Annotated in this window: 19 protein-coding genes; 5 read left to right on the top strand and 14 right to left on the bottom strand. The window is 70.8% G+C overall.

The window, feature by feature from the left end; translation table 11 throughout:
- The 4 genes from DI573_RS04290 to DI573_RS04305 form a co-directional block, all read right to left on the bottom strand.
- A partial coding sequence (locus tag DI573_RS04290) for a TIGR04028 family ABC transporter substrate-binding protein (RefSeq protein WP_292811015.1) occupies window positions 1–1,642 on the bottom strand: 1,642 nt, incomplete at its 3' end.
- Window positions 1,643–1,684: 42 nt separating this feature from the next.
- Entirely contained in the window at window positions 1,685–2,317 is a 633-nt protein-coding gene (locus DI573_RS04295) for an alkylhydroperoxidase domain protein (protein WP_363331336.1), read from the bottom strand.
- A complete protein-coding gene (locus tag DI573_RS04300; RefSeq protein ID WP_292811017.1) occupies window positions 2,314–2,922 on the bottom strand; it encodes a CMD domain protein in 609 nt (202 codons plus the stop codon). Before DI573_RS04300 ends, DI573_RS04295 begins: the two co-directional genes overlap by 4 nt.
- 151 nt (window positions 2,923–3,073) lie before the next feature.
- Window positions 3,074–4,042, bottom strand: coding sequence for a LysR family transcriptional regulator (locus DI573_RS04305; protein WP_292811019.1), 969 nt, complete (start codon window positions 4,040–4,042; stop codon window positions 3,074–3,076).
- A gap of 180 nt (window positions 4,043–4,222) precedes the next feature.
- Between DI573_RS04305 and DI573_RS04310 the strand changes: the two genes are divergently transcribed.
- Genes DI573_RS04310 through DI573_RS04320 form a run of 3 tightly spaced genes read left to right on the top strand, consistent with a single transcriptional unit; the run spans window position 4,223 to window position 8,092 of the window.
- The gene (locus DI573_RS04310) at window positions 4,223–6,229 is read left to right on the top strand and encodes an FAD/NAD(P)-binding protein (protein WP_292811021.1); all 2,007 of its coding nucleotides are present in this window, start codon (window positions 4,223–4,225) and stop codon (window positions 6,227–6,229) included.
- A 10-nt stretch (window positions 6,230–6,239) separates the two neighbouring features.
- Entirely contained in the window at window positions 6,240–6,914 is a 675-nt protein-coding gene (locus DI573_RS04315) for an SDR family oxidoreductase (protein WP_292811023.1), read from the top strand.
- Window positions 6,911–8,092 (top strand): aminotransferase class I/II-fold pyridoxal phosphate-dependent enzyme, encoded by a 1,182-nt coding sequence (locus tag DI573_RS04320; RefSeq protein WP_292811025.1) that lies wholly within the window; start codon window positions 6,911–6,913, stop codon window positions 8,090–8,092. The genes DI573_RS04315 and DI573_RS04320 overlap by 4 nt, the downstream gene beginning before the upstream one ends.
- A gap of 525 nt (window positions 8,093–8,617) precedes the next feature.
- Here the strand turns inward: DI573_RS04320 and DI573_RS04325 are convergent.
- The 5 genes from DI573_RS04325 to DI573_RS04345 form a co-directional block, all read right to left on the bottom strand.
- Window positions 8,618–9,823: an MFS transporter gene (locus DI573_RS04325; protein WP_292811027.1), complete on the bottom strand. Its 1,206-nt coding sequence runs from the start codon at window positions 9,821–9,823 to the stop codon at window positions 8,618–8,620.
- The gene (locus DI573_RS04330) at window positions 9,820–11,145 is read right to left on the bottom strand and encodes an NtaA/DmoA family FMN-dependent monooxygenase (protein WP_292811078.1); all 1,326 of its coding nucleotides are present in this window, start codon (window positions 11,143–11,145) and stop codon (window positions 9,820–9,822) included. Before DI573_RS04330 ends, DI573_RS04325 begins: the two co-directional genes overlap by 4 nt.
- Before the next feature lie 5 nt (window positions 11,146–11,150).
- On the bottom strand, window positions 11,151–11,813 hold the full coding sequence (locus DI573_RS04335; RefSeq protein WP_292811029.1) for a cysteine hydrolase: 663 nt from the start codon (window positions 11,811–11,813) through the stop codon (window positions 11,151–11,153).
- Window positions 11,813–12,895: an LLM class flavin-dependent oxidoreductase gene (locus DI573_RS04340; protein ID WP_292811030.1), complete on the bottom strand. Its 1,083-nt coding sequence runs from the start codon at window positions 12,893–12,895 to the stop codon at window positions 11,813–11,815. The genes DI573_RS04335 and DI573_RS04340 overlap by 1 nt, the downstream gene beginning before the upstream one ends.
- Before the next feature lie 210 nt (window positions 12,896–13,105).
- A complete protein-coding gene (locus DI573_RS04345) occupies window positions 13,106–13,537 on the bottom strand; it encodes a hypothetical protein (protein WP_292811031.1) in 432 nt (143 codons plus the stop codon).
- A 542-nt stretch (window positions 13,538–14,079) separates the two neighbouring features.
- Between DI573_RS04345 and DI573_RS04350 the strand changes: the two genes are divergently transcribed.
- Together DI573_RS04350 and DI573_RS04355 are read left to right on the top strand one after the other, a co-directional pair.
- The gene (locus DI573_RS04350; protein ID WP_292811033.1) at window positions 14,080–14,457 is read left to right on the top strand and encodes a hypothetical protein; all 378 of its coding nucleotides are present in this window, start codon (window positions 14,080–14,082) and stop codon (window positions 14,455–14,457) included.
- A gap of 103 nt (window positions 14,458–14,560) precedes the next feature.
- The gene (locus tag DI573_RS04355) at window positions 14,561–15,001 is read left to right on the top strand and encodes a hypothetical protein (RefSeq protein WP_292811035.1); all 441 of its coding nucleotides are present in this window, start codon (window positions 14,561–14,563) and stop codon (window positions 14,999–15,001) included.
- A gap of 278 nt (window positions 15,002–15,279) precedes the next feature.
- Here the strand turns inward: DI573_RS04355 and DI573_RS04360 are convergent, their stop codons facing one another.
- From DI573_RS04360 to DI573_RS04380, 5 genes are all read right to left on the bottom strand, one after another.
- Window positions 15,280–15,714 (bottom strand): type II toxin-antitoxin system VapC family toxin, encoded by a 435-nt coding sequence (locus tag DI573_RS04360; RefSeq protein WP_292811037.1) that lies wholly within the window; start codon window positions 15,712–15,714, stop codon window positions 15,280–15,282.
- On the bottom strand, window positions 15,711–15,956 hold the full coding sequence (locus tag DI573_RS04365; RefSeq protein ID WP_292811039.1) for a hypothetical protein: 246 nt from the start codon (window positions 15,954–15,956) through the stop codon (window positions 15,711–15,713). Before DI573_RS04365 ends, DI573_RS04360 begins: the two co-directional genes overlap by 4 nt.
- A gap of 147 nt (window positions 15,957–16,103) precedes the next feature.
- Complete coding sequence (locus DI573_RS04370) at window positions 16,104–16,742, bottom strand: pyridoxamine 5'-phosphate oxidase family protein (RefSeq protein WP_292811041.1); 639 nt, start codon at window positions 16,740–16,742, stop codon at window positions 16,104–16,106.
- A gap of 9 nt (window positions 16,743–16,751) precedes the next feature.
- Window positions 16,752–17,549 (bottom strand): creatininase family protein, encoded by a 798-nt coding sequence (locus DI573_RS04375; protein ID WP_292811043.1) that lies wholly within the window; start codon window positions 17,547–17,549, stop codon window positions 16,752–16,754.
- Complete coding sequence (locus DI573_RS04380; protein ID WP_292811045.1) at window positions 17,546–18,868, bottom strand: FAD-binding oxidoreductase; 1,323 nt, start codon at window positions 18,866–18,868, stop codon at window positions 17,546–17,548. The genes DI573_RS04375 and DI573_RS04380 overlap by 4 nt, the downstream gene beginning before the upstream one ends.
- Between the last annotated feature and the right edge of the window lie 2 nt (window positions 18,869–18,870).

Consider the following 18,870-nt stretch of genomic DNA (forward strand, 5'->3'; position numbering starts at 1 on the left):
CGACCGCCTCGTATCCCATGCCCTGCACGGTGCTCGCGATGCCGTACGTCTGCGGCTCCTCGAAGAACGGCAGCACGTACGCCTGCTCGGCGAGGTAGACCTGCACCGCCTGCGACGCCGCGATGCGGGCCTCGGCATCCGCCGTGCTGGCGACCGCGACCAGGAGCTCCTCGAGCTCGGCGTCGCCGATGGAGTTGTCGGCCGGGTCGCGGTTGAGCAGGATGTTGCGGTTCGTCGAGAAGTACATGCTCTTGATCACGTCGAGATCGGCGCGGCCGACCATCGAGTGCGCGGCCTGCGTGCGCGAGCCGTCCTGCAGCTGCACGGCGTAGTCGCCCGTCGTAGCGCGGAGGATGTTCATCTCGATGCCCACCTCGGCGAGCTGCTGCGCGACCGAGGTGAGCAGGTCGAACGAGCGGGGCTGCGCGGCCGCCTCGGCGGTCGTGAAGCTCAGCCGCACGCCGTCCTTCTCACGGATGCCGTCGGCGCCGAGCTCCCACCCGGCCTCCTCGAGCAGCTCCACGGCGCGATCGGGGTCGTACTCGAAGTACTCCGACGTGTCGAGGTATCCCATCGCCGTGCTCGAGAGCACCGACGTCGCCAGCGGATAGTTGTCGGTGTAGAGGCTCTCGATGAGGCTCTCCCGGTCGACCCCGGCGATGATCGCCTGACGCACCCGGATGTCGTCCATGATGGGCTCGCGCATGCGCAGGTTGAGGGCGTTGTTCACGCCGCTCGTCTGCGGCCCGTCGACCGTGAACGAGCCGGCGCCGAGCACCTGCGCCTCATCCTGTGGCTCGATCTTGCGGGCGACGTGTCCCTGGCCCGACAGGAGCGAGCCGACCCGCACGCTGTTCTCGGGAGTCACGACGATCTGGATCTCGTCGAGGTACGCGCGACCCTGGTTCTCGAGGCTCGCGGGGGCCCAGGCGTAGTCCTCACGCGCCTGCAGCGTGATCGATGCGCCCAGCTCCTCGTCGGCGACCACGAACGGTCCCGACCCGATGATCTCGGCGGCCGAGCCGGCGGCGAAGCCCTCGAAGTCCTTGTCGAGCGTCTCGGATGACAGGATGCCGGAGGTGATCGTCGACGTGGCCTGGAGGAATCCGGGGGAGGGGGCGCTGAAGGTGAAGCGCACGGTCTGGTCGTCGACCACCTCGCTGCCGGCGTAGTTGTTGACCGCCTCGGAGACCGGCAGCGTGCGCGCCGGATCGCCGAGACCGAAGAGGTCGAAGTTCTTCGCGACCACGGCGGCATCCAGGGGCGTGCCGTCGGAGAAGGTCACGTCGTCGCGCAGTGTGAAGGTGTATTCGGTCGCGTCCGCGTTCACCTCCCAGTCCGTGGCCAGCCACGGCTCCATCTCGAGCGTCTCGGGGTCCTGCCAGACGAGGCGGTCGGCGACGTTGTTGACGAGCGCGCCGTTCGGGTAGTACCCGGCGGCGGGTGGGTAGAGGCTCGTGTAGGTGTCGGGCTCGAGGTACACCATCGTGCCGCCGACCTGCGGCTCGCCGTCGGCAGCGGTGGTGGTGTCGGGGCTCGAGGTGCAGGCCGTCAGCGCGAGGCCGGCGGCCAGGACGCCGGCGGCGACCTGCGTGAGACGGGAGAACCTGGTTCTCGTCGTGCGGGGGCGGGGGGTCTTCATGATCTGCTCGCTTCTCGTGCGGTGTCGGGTGGGGCGAAGTTGTCAGCGACGGCTGCGGCGGGGAACGTTCGGCTCGCCGAGGGAGAGCATCAGCCGGTTCGCCCAGTTGAAGAACGCGGCACCGGCGACGATGTCCGCGATGTCGAGATCCGACATTCCGACGCCGCGCAGCGCAGCAACATGCGCGGCCGAGAACTCCGACGGCGTGACGGTCAGGGCGCGGGCGGCCTCGATCAGCGCATCCCAGCGCTCGTCGATCCGCGCCGCGGTGCCCTCGTCGAGCAGCGTCTGCACGTCGGCCTCGCGCTCCGAGTACCGGGTCGCCTGCTTGGCGTGCACCGAGGCGCAGAACACGCAGCCGTTGACCCGGGATGCTGCCGTGGCAGAGAGTTCGCGTTCGGCGAAAGGCAGTCCGCGGTCGGGGTTCTGGAAGATGTCGAAGTCGGTCAGCGTCCGTGCCGCGAGGATCTCGGGTTCGCGGGCGAGCAGGGCGAAGTACGGCATCTTCGCGCGCTCGGGATCGATGAGGCCCGCCGTGTGCCTCGGGGTGAATTCGTCCTGGGGCAGCGGGGGCAACCATGGCTCCCAGCCCAGGCCGTCCTGCGTGAACTTCTCGGGCGCGACGATGTCGGCGTGCTGCAGCACGGTCTCGAGCTCGGCATCCTGCAGGCTCACGCGGCCACCTCCTCGGTCTCGGCCAGCACGGCGAGGCCGTTGGCGTAGCGGATCTGGAAGGCGAGGAAGGCGACCAGCTGCGACACGCACACGATGTCGGTCGAGGTCCAGCCCTCGTCGAGCAGTCGCTGCAGGGCCTCGGCGGAGGCTTCGCGGGGGCGGAACACGAGCAGGTGCACATGCTCGATGAGGGCGCTCAGCTCATCGCCGAGCAGTCCGCGCGCCGATGCCGGCACCTCGAACCGCAGGCCCGGCATCGACTCGGCGGCCAGCCCCTCCTCACGATATTCGCCGTACGGGCCCGTGGCCTCGCCGGCGCCGACGATGTCGTTCAGGGCCTGAATCATCTCCGGCTGCGGTTCGCGCCGCGTGAACTCGGCCTCGTAGTGCGCCGACAGGGGGGTGCGGCCGTGCCAGCGCGAGATGACGACGGCGAGCGCGAAGCGCTCGGTGACCGAGACGCCGTTGGGCGCGGCGGGCTCGAAGATCGCCTCATAGCTCAGCTGCGCGTTGCGCCGCGTCTCTGCGCGGGCGCTGCGCAGCCGGTCGAGGCGATCGCCGGGCTGCACGCCCAGAGCTCGATCCAGCACATCGTAGGACGACACATCATCTCCGTTCGGTGTCATCGGCGGCGAGCCGACGTGGGGGGCTGGGGGTTCCGGGCGGAGTCCAGCATTGCGTGGTTCACGGTAGGGGGCCGCTCGTTAACCGGGCATTACGACACATCGCCTGCCGTCATGGGTGCGTCCCGGGGCATTATGTGTGCGTCCCGGCCGGACGCAGGCGCCAGTTCGATCCGTCGATGCCGCCGATCGCGGCGATCAGCGCCGACACCGCGGGCAGGGCCTGCTTGTCGTGCGGCACGACGAGGCTGATGGTGCGGGCGATCTCGGGAGCCAGTTTCTTGACCACCACCGAGGGAGGAAGCAGGGCGGTGCCCAGCGCCAGGCGCGGCACGAGGGCGATGCCCAGACCCTGCGCGACCATGCCGATCGTGGCGGCCGAGTTGTCGGTCTCGTAGACGATGTTGGGGTTGTAGCCCACGCTCTCGCACGCGCGGACGAGGTGCGTGCTGCACCGCGGGCATCCGGCGATCCACTCGTCGTCCTCGAGGTCCTCGAGGTGCAGGCGCGCCTCACCGGCCAGCGGATGATCCCGCGACACCAGCGCGAACAGGTCGTCGCGGAAGAGCTCGGTGGTGATCAGGCCCTTCATCGGGTCGCTCTCGGTGACGATCGCGGCATCCTCGGGGTAGGTGAAGATCAGCGCGACGTCGCACTCGCCCGCCGCCACCATCGCGATCGACTCGGGCGGCTCGCCCTCGGTGTAGCGGACGGTGATGCCGGGATGGCGCTCCCGCATCCCGGACACGAGGTGGGGGATGAGCGTCGAGGACGCGGACGGGAAGGCGGCCATGCGCACCCGGCCCGAGCGGAGGTTCGCGGCGCCGGCGAGGTCGGACCCCGCCGCGTGCACGGCCTTCAGGATCTCCTCGGCGTGGCGGCTGAGCAGCAGGCCGATCTCGGTGAGCTCGATGCTGCGCCCCTGCCGCACCACCAGCGCCATCGACAGGCGCCGCTCGGCACGCTGCAGATGCTGGCTGATCGCCGGCTGGGTCGTGCCGAGGGCGCGCGCGGCGCCGGTGATCGAGCCCGACGCCGCGATCGCGCGCACGATGCGCAGGGTATGCAGGTCGATATTGAGGTCGTAGTCCGAATCGAGCATCGCGCGCCTTCACAGGGAGGGGATCGACGCGTCGTCGGGTCTGGAGTCGGGGGGAGCCTACCGAGTCGTATCGTCGGGCACCGCGCACCGGAGGGTCGAGGTTGCGGAAAGTCTAATCGTGCTCATAAGACCCGGTTATGCGATTGTGTCCTGCGGCGGCGAGCAGGATATACAAATGGCGTGCCCCCCACGTCTTCCGCTCCCGCATCCGCACCCGCGCTCTGCATCGTCGGTGTCGGCCCGCGCGGCACGTGCGTGATCGAACGACTGGCGGCCATCGCGCGAGACGAGCTGCCCGACATGCCGTGGGAGCTGCACCTCGTCGACGAGCACCCGTTCGGCGCCGGCCGCATCTGGCGCATGGACCAGACCCACGAACTCTGCATGAACACGCTCAGTGGCGCCGTCACGCTGTTCACCGACGAGGCCAGCTCGGTGATGGGCCCCGTCTCGCCCGGGCCCACCCTCCAGGAGTGGTGCCTGCTCGTGCGCGATGCGCTCTACGGCACGGACGACGCCCGCGACGTCCCGCCCGCTCACCGCGCGGCGTTCGAGCGCACCCCGCTCCCCGCGGAGTTCCTCGAACGCGAGCACCTGCGCGCCGAGACCCGCATCGTGCGGCCCGAGAGCCACCCCTCCCGCGCGTTGTACGGCGCCTACATCACGTGGTGCTTCGACGACGCCATCGGCCGGCTCCCGGCATCCGTGCGGGTCATCCGGCACACGACGCGCGCCGTGGGCATCGAGAACTCCGGTGACCGCGAGCGCGTCCGCCTCGCCGATGGCACCGACCTCGAGGTCGATGACGTCGTGCTCTCGCTGGGTTGGCTGGAGAGCACGCCGCCGCCGGCAGAGACGGCGATCGCCACCATCGTCGACCCCTCCCCGCAGCTGCGATGGGTGCGCCCGGGCAGCCCCGCAGAGCAGGAACTCGACCTCGTGCCCGCCCGCGCGACCGCGATCGTCCGCGGTCTGGGCATGGGCTTCTTCGACGCCATGGCCCTGCTCACGATCGGCCGCGGCGGCCGGTTCACGGGCGAGGGGCTCGACCTCGCGTACATCGCCACCGGCGAGGAGCCGACCCTGCACGTCACCTCCCGGCGCGGTGTGCCGTTCCGGGCCAAGTCCCTCTGGGGCGGCCTGCCTCCCGCCGCGGTGCAGACCTACTACTCGCGGTTCGATCGGCGCGCTCTGACCCGGCCCGTCGACTTCGAGATCGACCTCTGGCCCCGGATACTCCAGGACGCACAGGCGGGCTGGTACCGCGCTGTCGCCGAAACCCGGCCCGGGGCCATCGCCGGGACGTTGGACGACGTCTTCGCCCGCATCGACGACGCCGCGCTGGTGCTCGACGCGCGCGCCTTCGACGAGGCCGTCGCCGCCGTCGTGCCGAACCCGGACGATCGATTCGACCTGCTCGCGCAGATGTCACCCGCACCCGACCTGTCGGCCTCGCCCGCCGAGTTCGACCGGTGGGTGCGGGATTACCTGCGCGCCGACCTCGACGAGGCGAAGAAGGGCGCGGCGAGCCCGCTCAAGCGCGCGCTGTGGGAGGTCAACGCCGCCCGCCAGCCCACGGCCAAGTACATGGCCTTCGCCGGCGCCACCGCCGAGTCCCACTCCAGCCGCGCCTACCGTGCCTTCGCGTCCTTCGGGGCGATGATCGGCAGCGGCCCCCCGGCGTTCCGCAACGCCCAGCTGCTCGCGCTCGCCGAGGCGGGCATCGTCTCCTTCATCGGACCCGACGGGGTGCTCACGGTCGACGGGCACGGGTTCACGTGCGCCTCGCCGCACGTGGTCGACTCGCGGGTGCACGCCGACGTCCTCGTCGATGCCTTCATGAACTTCCACGACGCGCGCACGAGCGTCGACCCGCTCGTCAGCGCCCTCAGTGCGCGGGGCGACGTGCGGCCCCACCCCCGCCCGACCCGCGCCGGGGGGTGGGCGCCGGGACCGGGCATCGACGTCGAGCCCGGCACCAGCCGCGTCGTGGGCGCGGACGGTCGTCCGGTCGACCGCATCCACATCATCGGCCTGCCCGTCGAAGACACCCGCGGTGACACCGTCATCAGCCCGATGCCGCGTATCAACGCGACGTTCCTCCGCGAGGCGGACGGCGTCGCCCATGCCGCCTTGCGCACCCTCTACCCCCACCACATGACACCCCGGGAGGCCCTCTTTGTCTGAGGATCGAAAGGTGGCCGTCGTCATCGGCGCCACAGCAGGGATGGGCTGGGAGACCGCGATCGACCTCGCCCGCGACCACGACGTCATCGCCGTCGGGCGCTCGCGCGACGCGCTCGACGAGCTGGGGCGCCGGCCCTTCATCCGTGCGGTCGCGTGCGACGTGTTCGACGCGGAGCAGCGCGAGCAGCTCGCGCGCGAGCTGACCCGGGTCGACGTGCTCGTGCACGCGGCATCGGGCACCACGAGCGGTCCGGATGTCGACGCCGCGGCCTGGCGGCAGATGCTCGAGGTGTTCGTGATCGGGCCCGCCGAGCTCACCCGTCTGCTGCTTCCGCAGCTGCGGGCGTCGAGCGGCACCGTGGTGTTCATCGGCTCCGGCGCCGGGACCCGACCCGTGCCCGGCATGGCGCTCTACGCGGCCGCCAAGCACGGACTGCGCGGGTACGCCGACACTCTGCGCATCGACGAGGCAGGATCCGGCATCCGCGTCGCCACCGTCGCCCCCGGCCCGACCGACACCCCCGGCGCCCGCCGCGGACACGAGGCCGCGGGGGTCGAGTTCGAGGCCGAGCGCTTCATCCAGCCCGCGAGTGTGGCCCGCGCCGTGCGGTTCGTCGTCGATGCGTCGCCCGATGCCCACATCACCGACGTCGCGGTGCGACCGCGGACGGAGTTCTCCCGGTGACGGGGGAGATCAATCCGGCAGACCAATGGAGGACTCGCAAGTGGGAAGTGCCGCGCGACGTGATCGGCGCGTGGATCGCAGAGTCGGACTTCGGCACCGCCCCCGAGATCACCGCGGCCCTGCATGAGGCGGTGGATGCCGGTTTCCTGACCTATCTGCCCGACCACGCCGGGGCGGCGGCCGAGGACGCCTGCTCGCGATTCCTGCAGCTGCGCTACGGGTGGGCGGTGCCCACCGAGCGGGTGCACCTGGTCTCGGATGTCGTCGCCGCTCTGCGCATCACCCTCGAGCACTTCGTTCCCGACGGCGCGGTGGTGGTGCCCACACCCTGCTACCCGCCGTTCCTCACGACGCCCGGGCGGGTGGGACGCGAGGTCGTCACGGTGCCCTCCGCCTCCGTCGACGGCCGGTGGAGCATCGACCTCGAGGCCCTCGATGCCGCCTTCGCCGCGGGCGGCCGGCTGCTCCTGCTCTGCAATCCGCACAACCCGCTCGGCCAGGTCATGACGCCGGAGGAGCAACGAGCCGTGGCCGCCGTCGTCGAGCGGCACGGCGCCCGCGTCTTCTCGGACGAGATCCACGCGCCCGTCGTCTACCCCGGCGCTCGGCACCACCCGTACGCGGCCCTCTCACCCGAGACCGCCGCGCACACCGTGACCGCCACGGCCACATCGAAGGGCTGGAACATCCCGGGCCTGAAGTCCGCGCAGCTCATCCTCACCTCGGACGTCGATCAGCGACGCTGGATCGAGCGCGACATCGTGCCACGACTGGAGGGCAGCATCCTGGGCGCCGTCGCCGCGAGGGTGGCCTACAACAGCTCGGTCGACTGGCTCGACGACACGATCGCGATGTTCGATGCGAACCGCCACCTGCTCGGCCGCCTCCTCGCCGAACACGCGCCCACCGTGCGCTATGTCGTGCCCGAGGCGACATACCTGGCGTGGCTCGATTTCCGGGCCTGCGGTCTGGATGTCGATCCCGCCGAGTTCCTTCGCGTGCACGCCGGCGTCATGGCCTCGAGCGGCCGCGACACCGGCCCTGGCGGGGAGGGGCACGTGCGGTTCAACTTCGCGATGCCGCCCGAACTCCTGGAGCGGTCGGTGCGCGCCGTCGGCGCAGCCCTGGCGGGCGCAGCGGCGGGGCGCGCCGCGGGAGTGCGCGGCGCAGTCGCGTAGGCGCCGCCGCGCGTTGCGGGCGCGCGCTGCGGGCGCGCGCTGCGGGCGCGCGCCCGGGTCGTCGTGCGCATCCATCCCGGGGTCGTGCGGATGCATCCCGGGGTCGAGGCGCAGATGCACGATCCGACGAAGAAGGGCACCTCACCCGTCCTGTGAGTGCACTTCTGTACCGCCGCTCGTGCCGATGTCGCCCGCGGTCGCGGGCCGCAGGTGCGGTCCGGTTTCGGCCGGGGTTTTCGCGCCACGCGAGGACTTTCGCGCCGCATGAGTCCTCACGCGGCGCCGAGGGCCTCGTGTCGCGCGAGGGCGGTCGGCGCCGGGACTTCAGGTCTGCGCCGAAATCGTCGTCGGCCGCACCCGCGCAGCCCGCGCGGCTCACGTCCTGAACTTCTCTGGCGCGCAACGCAACACGATCGGCGCGCCCACCTACCTCGCGCAGGCTTACGCCGGGTCCCTGCCGCCCACAACGATGAACGGCGTGGGGCGCGAATCCGCTGACGATTCACGCGCTCACCCGGTCGCCACTCAGCGGCGCCGGGCGAACAGCAGCCATGTGGCGGCGACAAGCGGGAGCACGGCAAGCACGAGCAGCGCCATCGGTGCCCCCGCCGTGTCCGCGAGAGCGAAGACGATCAATGGGCCCGTCGCGGCGCCGAGATCACCCGCGGTGCGGGTGACGCCAACGACGGTTCCCGAGCGGCGACCGGGAAAGGCCTCGGCGATGGCGACGCTCGGCACGATGTTGGCGACGCTTGTGGCGACGGCGTAGGCGACGATGCCCGCGCCGAACGCCCACGGGTTCCGCAGCACCGCGAAAAGCAGCATCGCGATCGCCGCGAGCCCGGACGAACCGATCAGCACGGACGCACGAGAGCCGCGGTCCACGGCACGGCCGACGAACGGCAGCACGGCCGCGCTGGCCGCCGTGCCGAGAGCGAAGGCGATGCCGAGCGTGAGCGGGTCGAGCTCGCCCTGCGCGTAGGCGAGGACGGGGATGAGGCCCTGCTCGCCCGCAAAACGTGCGAAGAACAGTGCGAAGGAGACCGCCGCGAGTGCGATCAGCAGCCCGTGCGGTGCCTGCGCCGGCACGGCAGCGGCGGAGGCGGCGCCCGGGGCGGCAGCATCCACCCGTACGGACGCCCAGTACCCGCGGGCGGGCCGGGCCAGATCCCACGTCACGGCGAGAACCACCGGCACCGCCGCCGCGACGAATGCCGCTGGAACGCCCGCAACAGTCACGACCGCGCCCCCGAGCACCGCGCCGACAGCCGCGGCGCCCATCTGCACCACGGTCGCCAGCGACACCACACGCCCCCGGCGCTCGGGCGGGGCGCCAGCCAGCAGCACCGCGAACCCGAGCGTGATCGCGGCGCCGCCCAGCACACCCGCCACCAGCCGAAGTGCGATCAGCCAGGTCGCATCCGGCGCCCATCCCGTCACCGCGGTCACCGCGCACAGGGCCAGGAGAACGCCGATCATGAGCGGACGTACCGGCGCTCGCCGCATCAGCATCCCTGCCGGTACATTGGCGATCACGCGGCCGATCGCGAAGGCCGCAATGATCGGGCCGAGGAGAACGACCGGCAGCGCGAGGTCTTCGGCGAGTAGGGGAAGAACCGGGACGATCACGCCCCACGTCATCTGCGCCGTGCCGATGAGGGCGCACACGAGCAGCGCCTCGCCGCGGGCGGGCGCGGGGCGCGTCGGCGGCGCGGCGGTGTCCTGGGTCACGGGTGGAGGTTCTCGCGCAGCGTGGCGCCCGGGGTGCGCGGAGCGAGCACACCCCGTCGGGAGAGCTCGGGAACCAGCAGTTCGGCGATGTCGTTGAGCCCGGAAGGGGTGGGAAGGGGGGACGAGAACATGTATCCGCCGCGGCCCCCCGTCGCCTCGAAGTTATCCTGCAGAGCATCGGCGATCTGTGCCGGCGAGCCGCACACCGTGTGGTCGAGGCCGGTGGCGCTGCGCCACCCGTGCTCGAAGAACTCCGCACGCGTGAGCTCGTGATCCGGGCCGTACTCGTCCATCAGCGCGCCGACAAGACCGCCTGGGCTCGCCTGAACGGCGGCTATCTGCTCCGCGAGCTCCCCGACCACGATCCGTTCGGGCAGGCGCGAGAAATCGAACCCCGCGTTGTGGGACAGGTATGCGCCCACGGCCTCTTCGCTCCAGTAGCTCAGCATCTCGGCGCGACGCGTCTCTGCCTCGTCAGGCGTGTTCCCGACGATCGTCTGCATCGCCCACAGGATCCCCACCGTCTGCGGGTCGCGCCCCTCGGCAACAAGAGCTTCGTCGAGCGCGCGCCGGTGCCGCTGCTGCGAGGCCACCGCGCCACCGAATCCGAAGACGACATCCGCGAACCGTGCCGATGCCGCTATACCGCGCGGAGAGTTGCCCGCCTGCACGAGCACCGGGTGATGTTGCGGGCTCGGCATCGCACTGAGCGGCCCCTTCACATCGAAGAAGCGTCCGCGATGCTCGATCGCCCGGACGCGCGAGGGGTCGGCGAAGCGGCCGGTGCCGCGATCCATGATGATCGCGTCGGCCGGAACCGAATCCCACAGCGCACGGCAGACATCGACGAACTCTTCCATGCGCTCGTACCGAAGTCCGTGCTCGAGGAGCTCGTCGAAGCCGTAGTTGGCGGCATCCGCGCTGCGACTGGACGCGACGATATTGAAGGCGAGTCGCCCACCCGTGACGTGATCGAGCGAATTGAGCAGCCGCGCGACGTAGAAGGGATGCATGAACGTCGAGGAATACGTGAGGCCGAAGCCGATGTCGCGTGTGACCCCGGCCATGGCCGCGATGAACGGGCTCATATCCTGGCGCGGCCACTGCACGCCCCACTCCACCGCCGCATCGATCGACCCGCGCCAGGTGTCGGGGATGCCGGACCCGTCGCCGAAGAAGAGGAGATGCATTCCCGCGCGCTCGGCGGTCATGGCGATCTGTTGCAGCATCCCGACGTCGGGAAAGGTCGCGCCCACCCAGGAGCCCGGCCTCGCCCAGCGGCCCTCGGTGTGAGTGAACGACAGGTCGAACGCGACGTGCATGCCGCTCACGCCGCGCCCTCCGCTCCCGTGCCGCAGCGCCAGAGTGACGCGACCGCGTCGACCGACGAGATCGCTGCGACGTTCAGCGCGAGCTGCTCGATCGCCGCCTCGTGCAACCTCGCCTCATAGGCTGCCGTCGCGTCCTCGGCGAGCACGACGGGCCAGCCCAGCTGCAGGGCATCCGTGGCCGTCGCGGCGATGCAGCACTCGGTCGTCAGCCCCGCGACAGTGACCCATCGGATGCTGTCGCTCCGCAGCCGCGTCGCAAGGTCGGTGCCGAGAAACCCGCTGTACGCGCGCTTGCGGATTCGTGTCTCGTGCGCGCGCGGGCCGATTCTGTACCACTGAGCGCCGGGCGTGCCCACCACACACGGCTCTTCCGGGTCCAGGGGAGCGTCGAGGTCTCCCGTACGCAGCCACCTGCTGGCACGCCACGGTGTATTCGGCTCGGTTGCGAGCTCGATCCAGTAGATCGGCACGCCCGCCGCCCGCGCGTGGTCGACGAGGTCGCTGCATCGGTCGATCGCGGCGGCGAGGGCCGCGGAAACCCCAGCATCCATCCCGTACGCCCCGAGGAGAGCCGGGTCTGCGAACGAGCGCTGCACGTCGATCATCAGCAGCGCCCCGCGGGCGGGATCGAGCGCCGCGAGGCGGGTATCGGCCGTCATCAGGCTGCCCCCACGGGCGCCTGCTCGGCTGCGCGCAGGACGGGGAGGACGGTTTCACCGAACGCGGTCAGCCCCTCGAGATATTCCGGAAAGATCAGCATCAACCCATCGAGTTCGGCGGTGTTGAGGATCGTCAGCACGCGTTCTGCGATCGTGCCGGCGTCGCCTGTGACGAACGGGGTCTGAAACGCCTCCTCGCCCTTCGCGCCCTGCGCCCACGAGAGCGCGCGCTGCGGATCCCAGCCCCAGGAGCGGCGCATGTTGCCGAGTGCCTCGCGGTCGAGGCCCTCTCCGTAGCGCTCCGCGAGGCGTTCGGCCTCGGCATCCGTCTCGCCCTGCACCACCGTGAGCATCGAGTACGTGCGTACCTGGCGCCCCTGCCGCGCTGCCCGGTCGTGCACGTCGCGAGAGAGATCGCGCATGGCCTCGAGGCTCTCGGCGCCGAGGAAGGCGCCGTCGGAGTACCGCGCCTGAAAGGCACGCCCGCGGTCGGATCGGCCCGCGCTGATGATCGTCGGGCGGGGGTCGGGGTGCGGTCGTGACTCACAGTCGGTGAGAGTGAAGAATTCGCCCTGCATAGTGACAGTCGGCTCGCTCCACAGGCGCAGCACCGCCTCGGTCCACTCCGCGGTCATGCGGTATCGCGCCTCGTGATCGAGCGTCGCGTCCCAGATACCCATCTGCTCGAACTCGTCGGCGTACGACCCGTTGACGATGTTCATGCCCGCGCGACCGCCGCTGATCTGCTGCAGAGTCGTGAACACCTTTGCGGCGAAAGCCGGGTTCTGCATGTTGCAGTGCACCGTCGCCCAGATCTTCACCCGTTCGGTCGCCTCGGCAAGACCCGCCATCATGGTCATCGACTCGAGCGTCTCGCCCCAGTGGTCGGTCTCGCCTCCGAAGCCGCGCCACTTCGCCATCGCCATGACGAAATCGAGCCCCGCATGCTCGGCCAGGCGCGCGACCTGTCGGTTGTAGTCGTAGCTTGCGGGCGGGTACGGGGCCGTCCGCGAGATCATCCACCCGCCCGCGGCGTTGGGTAGGAAGACGCCGTAGTCCTTGCGCCGGCTGAGGTCACTCATGAGAATGCTCCTTCGGTGGGAGCCGGAGAGGCTGCGGGGATACCCGGGGGCGCAGGACCTCCACGACTCGATCCAGAATTGCGAGTGCGGAGTGGAGAGCGTGCGAGACGAATCGGCTGCCGATATGTCTCGCGGAGGTCCAACTGCTTTCGACCGTACCAGGCCTCGCCGTGCGCGCGTACCGAGGTGCAGTCGAGGTGCAAGAACCCGCTACCTCGTGGTGGGGTCGAACGGGCGCACGCTGCCGTGTTGGTGCAGCAGCAGCTCTACGCCCAGATCCCCTGCGGCAAGGGTCGACCACCCAGCCGGCGCGAACGCCTGCGTCACGGTGGGCGTGATGCACAGCGCCAGCCGCGCGTCCGGGAACAGGCTCTGCTTCAACCACGCGAGCTTGAACAGGTTCGCGCTCACCCGATTGCGATGAGCTGAAGTGAATGACCCCGCATTCGCGATCAACTGGACGAAGAACGATGCGGCAGCATCCGAGCCTTCGACTTCGAACCTCGTCGAGTCGTCGACAGTGATGGTGACGGGCGCGACCGGTGTGCCGAAGTAGGCGCCGAGGTCGCGGAGCATTGCCGCTTCGGGGCTGTGTTCAGGAAACCGACCGCGTGCGGGGTCGACGGTGATGAGCCGCGCCATGGTCTTCAGCGTACGGAGCGGGTGTTTCGTCTCGGTTTCATGTCGCGGTGCGCACGCGCGAGACGCGCCCTGCCATGCGTAGTGATCGCAGGGCGATGGCCGGGCCCACGCGATGTCTCCGGGAGCGAGCTCGGCGGAGTTACGAGGCGTTCAGTGCGCTCCCATCCGTTGGCCTCGGTCTCGCGTGATGACATATCAGCGGGAGCGGTGGCGGCGATCGCCGCCCTCAGCGGCTCGAGTCGCCGGCGTCGAGCATCGGCATCCGCGGTCGTCGTCATACCGGGAGCGTCACGAGCGGACTTGCCGCACGGCGGGTCCGATAATCGGATGCCACCCGGCACTCACGCGTGGGCCGATCGCGCGGGCAGACTCTACGCGGATGACGTGGCATTCCCGAATCCGGCGGCCGCGCCAGCGTCCGTTGGCGTCGTCACCATTGCCACCGCCACTCGCCCCCGCCCCGCCCCCGTCGACACCGACCGGCCCGCCACCGCACCCGACCTGGCACGAAACGTCCTGCGAGCAACGATCGCCGACACATCGTGCCGAGTCGCGCGGGCATCGCCCGCCGCGCGGCGCCGAAATCCGTCGCGCGGCGGATCCGCGGCGGCATCGAGCTCCGTAACCTCGTGCGAAGGCACCGCAGAGAAGGGACAGCATCCATCATGCAGAGCATCTGGTCGGCAAAGATCTTCGGCGACCGTGAAGACCCGCGCGCGCGGCTGCACGCGCTGTTCGGCGGGGAGAAGCCGGCCGCGGGGCAGCCGCCGCAGCCCGCGCTGATGTGGGCGCGCGAGGTGCTGACCGATGTGGATGCTGCCGCCGCGGCCGATCCCGTCGCCGTAACGCGACGCTTGCGCGCCGCTGAACCGCGGCTCACGCTGCGTGCCGCGACGTTCCTGGCTGCGCACGTCCGCTGAGCCGCCCGGGGCCCTGAGCCTGTCGAAGGGGCCCGCACGCCCAGGCTTTTGACACGGCCGCGGACGCCTGGGGCTTGCCGGGCGGGAGCGTAGCGTGCCCCGTATGAAGGGGACGACGAGTTCGCGCGCCCTGCGCATCGCGCTCGGTGTCGTCGCGTGGTTCAACCTGCTCTCGGCTGTGGCGGGGATGATCGGGCTGACGGTCGGCGGTGGCATCGGCATCCCGTTGGAATGGATCGAGGGAAGCGTCTTCTCGTCGTACTTCTGGCCCGGTGTGATCCTCGGGGTCGTCGTCGGCGGGAGCCAGGCGCTGGCCCTGACCGCTCAGCGTCGCCGGTTCGCGCTGGCGTGGGGGCTGCACGCCGCCGCGGGCCTGATCATGATGATCTGGATCTTCGTCGAGATCGCGATCATGCTCGTGTGGTCGCCGCTGCACGGCATCTACTTCGTCACCGGGCTGGTGCAGGTGGTGCTCGCGGTGCTCGCGCTGGGGGCATGGCCGGTGCCGTTCCTGCGGCGGGATCCGCCGCGTGGCATGCCCTGAGCCTGTCGGCTCGCGCCCTGAGCCTGTCGCTTCGCGTGCCCTGAGCCTGTCGCTTCGCGCGCCCTGAGCCTGTCGAAGGGCCCCCGCACGCGCCCTGAGCCTGTCGCGAAGGGCCCCGGCCCCCTCTCTGAGTGGCCCACAACCAGCACCTCTGCCGAGCAGAGGGTGGATGCCGAGGCGAGGGCGGATCCAGGGGTTTCGATCCTCTGCTCGGCAATACCCCTCTGCCGAGCAGAGGATCGGCGAGGTTCGGGAGTCCGTCCGCCGCGGCCCCGATCTCACAGGCCGAGCGACGAGAGATCCTCCGGCGACCCCGGGTCGAGGTGAACGAGGCCGTCGACCGCCGCGAACGCCCGATCCGCCGAGACGAGACCCGTGATGTGTTCGCGCCGGAGGGCGGCGGCCACGAGCACCGCATCGAAGGCGCCGAGCTCTTCGTGCGCGCGGAACACGCGCAGTCCGCCCGCAAGATCATCGGCGTCGACGGTCACGAGCGGCGCGAGCAGGATCGCATAGTTCGCGGTCAAGGCGGCGGCGTCCTCACGTCCGCGACGACGCGCCCGCACATGCGCGAACTCGTGCAGCACCTCCACCGTCGTCGTCGCCGCGACACGGCCGTCGCCGACCGCGGCGACGAGGGCGCGGCACGGCTCCCGCAGGGGATGCTGCGCGCCGACGGCATACAGCAGCACGGTGGTGTCGAGCAGGATCACGCGCGCCGACCACGCAGCTCATCGAGCTCTGCGACCAGCTCATCGACCACGGGCGCGGGCATCGGATCAGCCGCGAGCACGGCCGCTGCCGCCTTGGCCCGAGACGTCGCCTGCGGCGGGTAGACGACGTCGATCGCCGCGCGCACGAGCGACGCGACCGATACTCCCCGCTCCGCCGCCGCGCGCTCGAGTCGCTCCCGCTGCGTGACGTCGACGAGCACCTGGAGTCGCTCTGTCTTCATGTGCATACATTAGCATGTGCAGTTCTACGCGCCCGCACGCCCCTGGGCGCCCGCGAACGCACGACATGTCGTCGAGTGCACGGGATGCTGGTGGCAGATACCTCGTGCACTCGACGAGACGTCGTGCATTCGGCGGCAGAACCCGTGCTACCCCGGCAGATACCGCCGCGCCCAGCCCGACCCTGCGCGCGTGAACTCCACGCGCCGGCTCGCGGCCTCGGGATGCGACACCCAGAACATGACTCGGTGCGGCGTCACGGCGTATCCGACCCACCCCTCCGGCTGCGCCGGCTCGGGATGCTGCTCCGCAAACACCGCCCACCGCGCCTCGCGCTCCGCGAGCGGCAGCGCGGCGAACTCGGCCGTGTTCATCCACGCCAGCTGCTGCAGATACGGCGAGCGCCGGGCGTACGCGCGAGCGACCTCCTCGGCGGGCGCGACCTCGGCGGTGCCCTGCACGATGATCTGCCGCGAGAACCCCGGCCACAGCATCGCGAGCGACACGCGCGGGTTTGCGGCGAGGTCCACGACCTTGCGGCTCGCCGCGTCGGTGTGGAAGAAGAAGCGCTCCCCGTCGAACTCGCTGAGCATGACGGTCCGCGACCGCGGGAATCCCTCGGCATCCACCGTCGTGAGGGTCATGAGCATGCGCTCCTCGCCCTCGCCCGGCAGCCACGCGGCGGCGAGCGCGGCGGGGTCCTCCCACGGCACATCGGATTGCACCGGGTCGACCCGGCGATCGATCTGCGGCACGTCGACGACGAGCCGACCGGCAAGCGTATCCATGAAGAGCCCCTACCCGAACTCGAAGCCGTCGATCTCGACCAACGCCTCGGCGACGAAGTCGACGCCGCTCTCGAAGATCATCCGCCCCACCTCGGCGTTCGCCCCGGTCGGATCGCCGATCACGCCCGTGGGTCCGAAATCGTCGCTCGTCCAGCCGAACATCACCGGCTTGCGGTTGAACCCGATGTGCGTCATGCCCGCGATCTTCTCGGGCACGTTGCGCGGCGGCATCTCGGGCGCGACGAGGTGCGGCGCGAGGTGCATGACGACGGAGGTCTCGCCGAAGCCTGCGTGGATGCCCTGGCCGAGTTCGTCCGGCCGCCCGTCCAGGCCGTCGCCCGCCGCCCCGGCGCCCGCGGGCATCGAGAACGAGCGCAGCCCGAACCGGCGCCGCAGCTCGCGGTTGGCCCAGCCGAGCAGCATGACGTTGCCGCCGTGCCCGTTCACGAACGCGACCGTGCGCACCGGCGTCATCGCGATCGAACGGCCGATCTCGACCAGCTGATCGAGCAGCGTCGTGCCCTCCACCCACAGCGTGCCCGGGGCCCAGTAGTGCTCGTCGGATTTGGCGTACTCGATCGTCGGCAGCAGCCAGGCATCGATTCCGGATGCTGCCACCCGCTCCACCGCGGCCGAGGCCACCGCTTCGGCGACCAGGGCGTCGGTGCGCAGCGGCAGGTGCGGACCGTGGTGCTCGATCGCCCCGATCGGCACGACGGCGATCGAGCGCTCCGACGTCGCGGCCACGAGCGCGGGACCCGACAGGTCGGCCCAGCGCCGCGTCACCGGCACGAAGGGCGCGCTCACCGGATCGCACCCTTGGTGGGTCCCGCGTAGGCGGGGTTGAGCTTGCCGGGGTTCAGCAGCCCGGCCGGGTCGGTCACGGCGGCGAGCTCGACCGTCTGCGCGAGCCGGAAGTCCACGTTCCACTGGTGCGGGTTGTGCACCCCGACCCCCAGATCATTGAGTCTGTGGATGCCGTCGTAGACAGCATCCGGGCTCTCGTAGATGCCCGCGAGCATGCCGATCGGCACGGTGTGACCGGCCTCGATGTGCAGCATGCCGCCGGGGTAGACGGCGTGCACCTCGTCGATGCGGTCCACGAGCGCGTCGCCCGAGACCTCGACGTGGAAGTAGACGCCCGGCTCGGACTTCTGCAGCCACTCGATGGGGTGGTTGTAGCTGAGCACCGAGATCGCCGACGAGACCCCGGGGCCCTCGCGCACGTCCTCGATGCGGCCGCCCGCGGCCTCGATGATCGCCGTGGCTTCGGCCACGAGCGACGCGTCGACGATCATGCGCAGCGAGCTGCGTCCCGCCGGGAAGGCGTCGTCGGGCGGCAGCTGCGCCGTGATGTGCGGGGTGTCGGCCGACACCAGGCGCGGGGCCGGCTGCAGGCGCCCGAGCGTGCGCAGCACCGAGAGGGAGCCGGCGAAATCCGGGAACGAGGCGTAGAGGCCGCGCCAATCCTGCAGCGGCTCGAGCCGCACGGTCGCCCGCGCGATGATGCCCGCGGTGCCGTAGTTGTGCACGTACCCGAGCGCCTCGTCGCCCTCGACGTGCCGCAGCACTCCGCCCGAGGTGGGCGTGACGACATCGAGCGCCGCGACGAAGCCCATGTCGTTGCTGCCGTGCGCGATCGTTCCCGTGCCGCCCGACCCGCCGCCGAGAAACCCGCCGATCGAGGAGTGCACGGTCGAGGGGTAGATCCACAGCTGCTTGCCCTCGGCGCGCGCGGCCTGTTCGAGCGCGTTCATCGGGGCCCCGGCATCCGCCGTGATCGTGTCGCCGTCGATGCCGACGATCGTGCGCGCCCGCGACGTGTCGACGACGAGTCCGCCCGACATCGGGATCGCCTGCCCGTAGTTGCCGGTGCCCTTGCCGCGCGGGGTGACCGGCACCCCGTGCCGCACGGCGAGGGCGACGACCGCCGCGATCTCGTCGGCGGTCGTCGGAAAAGCGACGAGGTCGGCGACTCCCAGCGGCAGCAGCTCGGCGATGATCGGCGACATGCGCGCGCCGTCGACGGATGCCTTCTCCCGCTGCCGCATGTCGCTGCTGACTCCGCGGGGGCCGAGCAGATCGTTCAGGTCCGCCTCGAGGGCGGCGTAGTCGGGGTGGTTCATTC

This window comes from Microbacterium sp. (assembly GCF_003248605.1).
Taxonomy (GTDB): Bacteria; Actinomycetota; Actinomycetes; order Actinomycetales; family Microbacteriaceae; genus Microbacterium.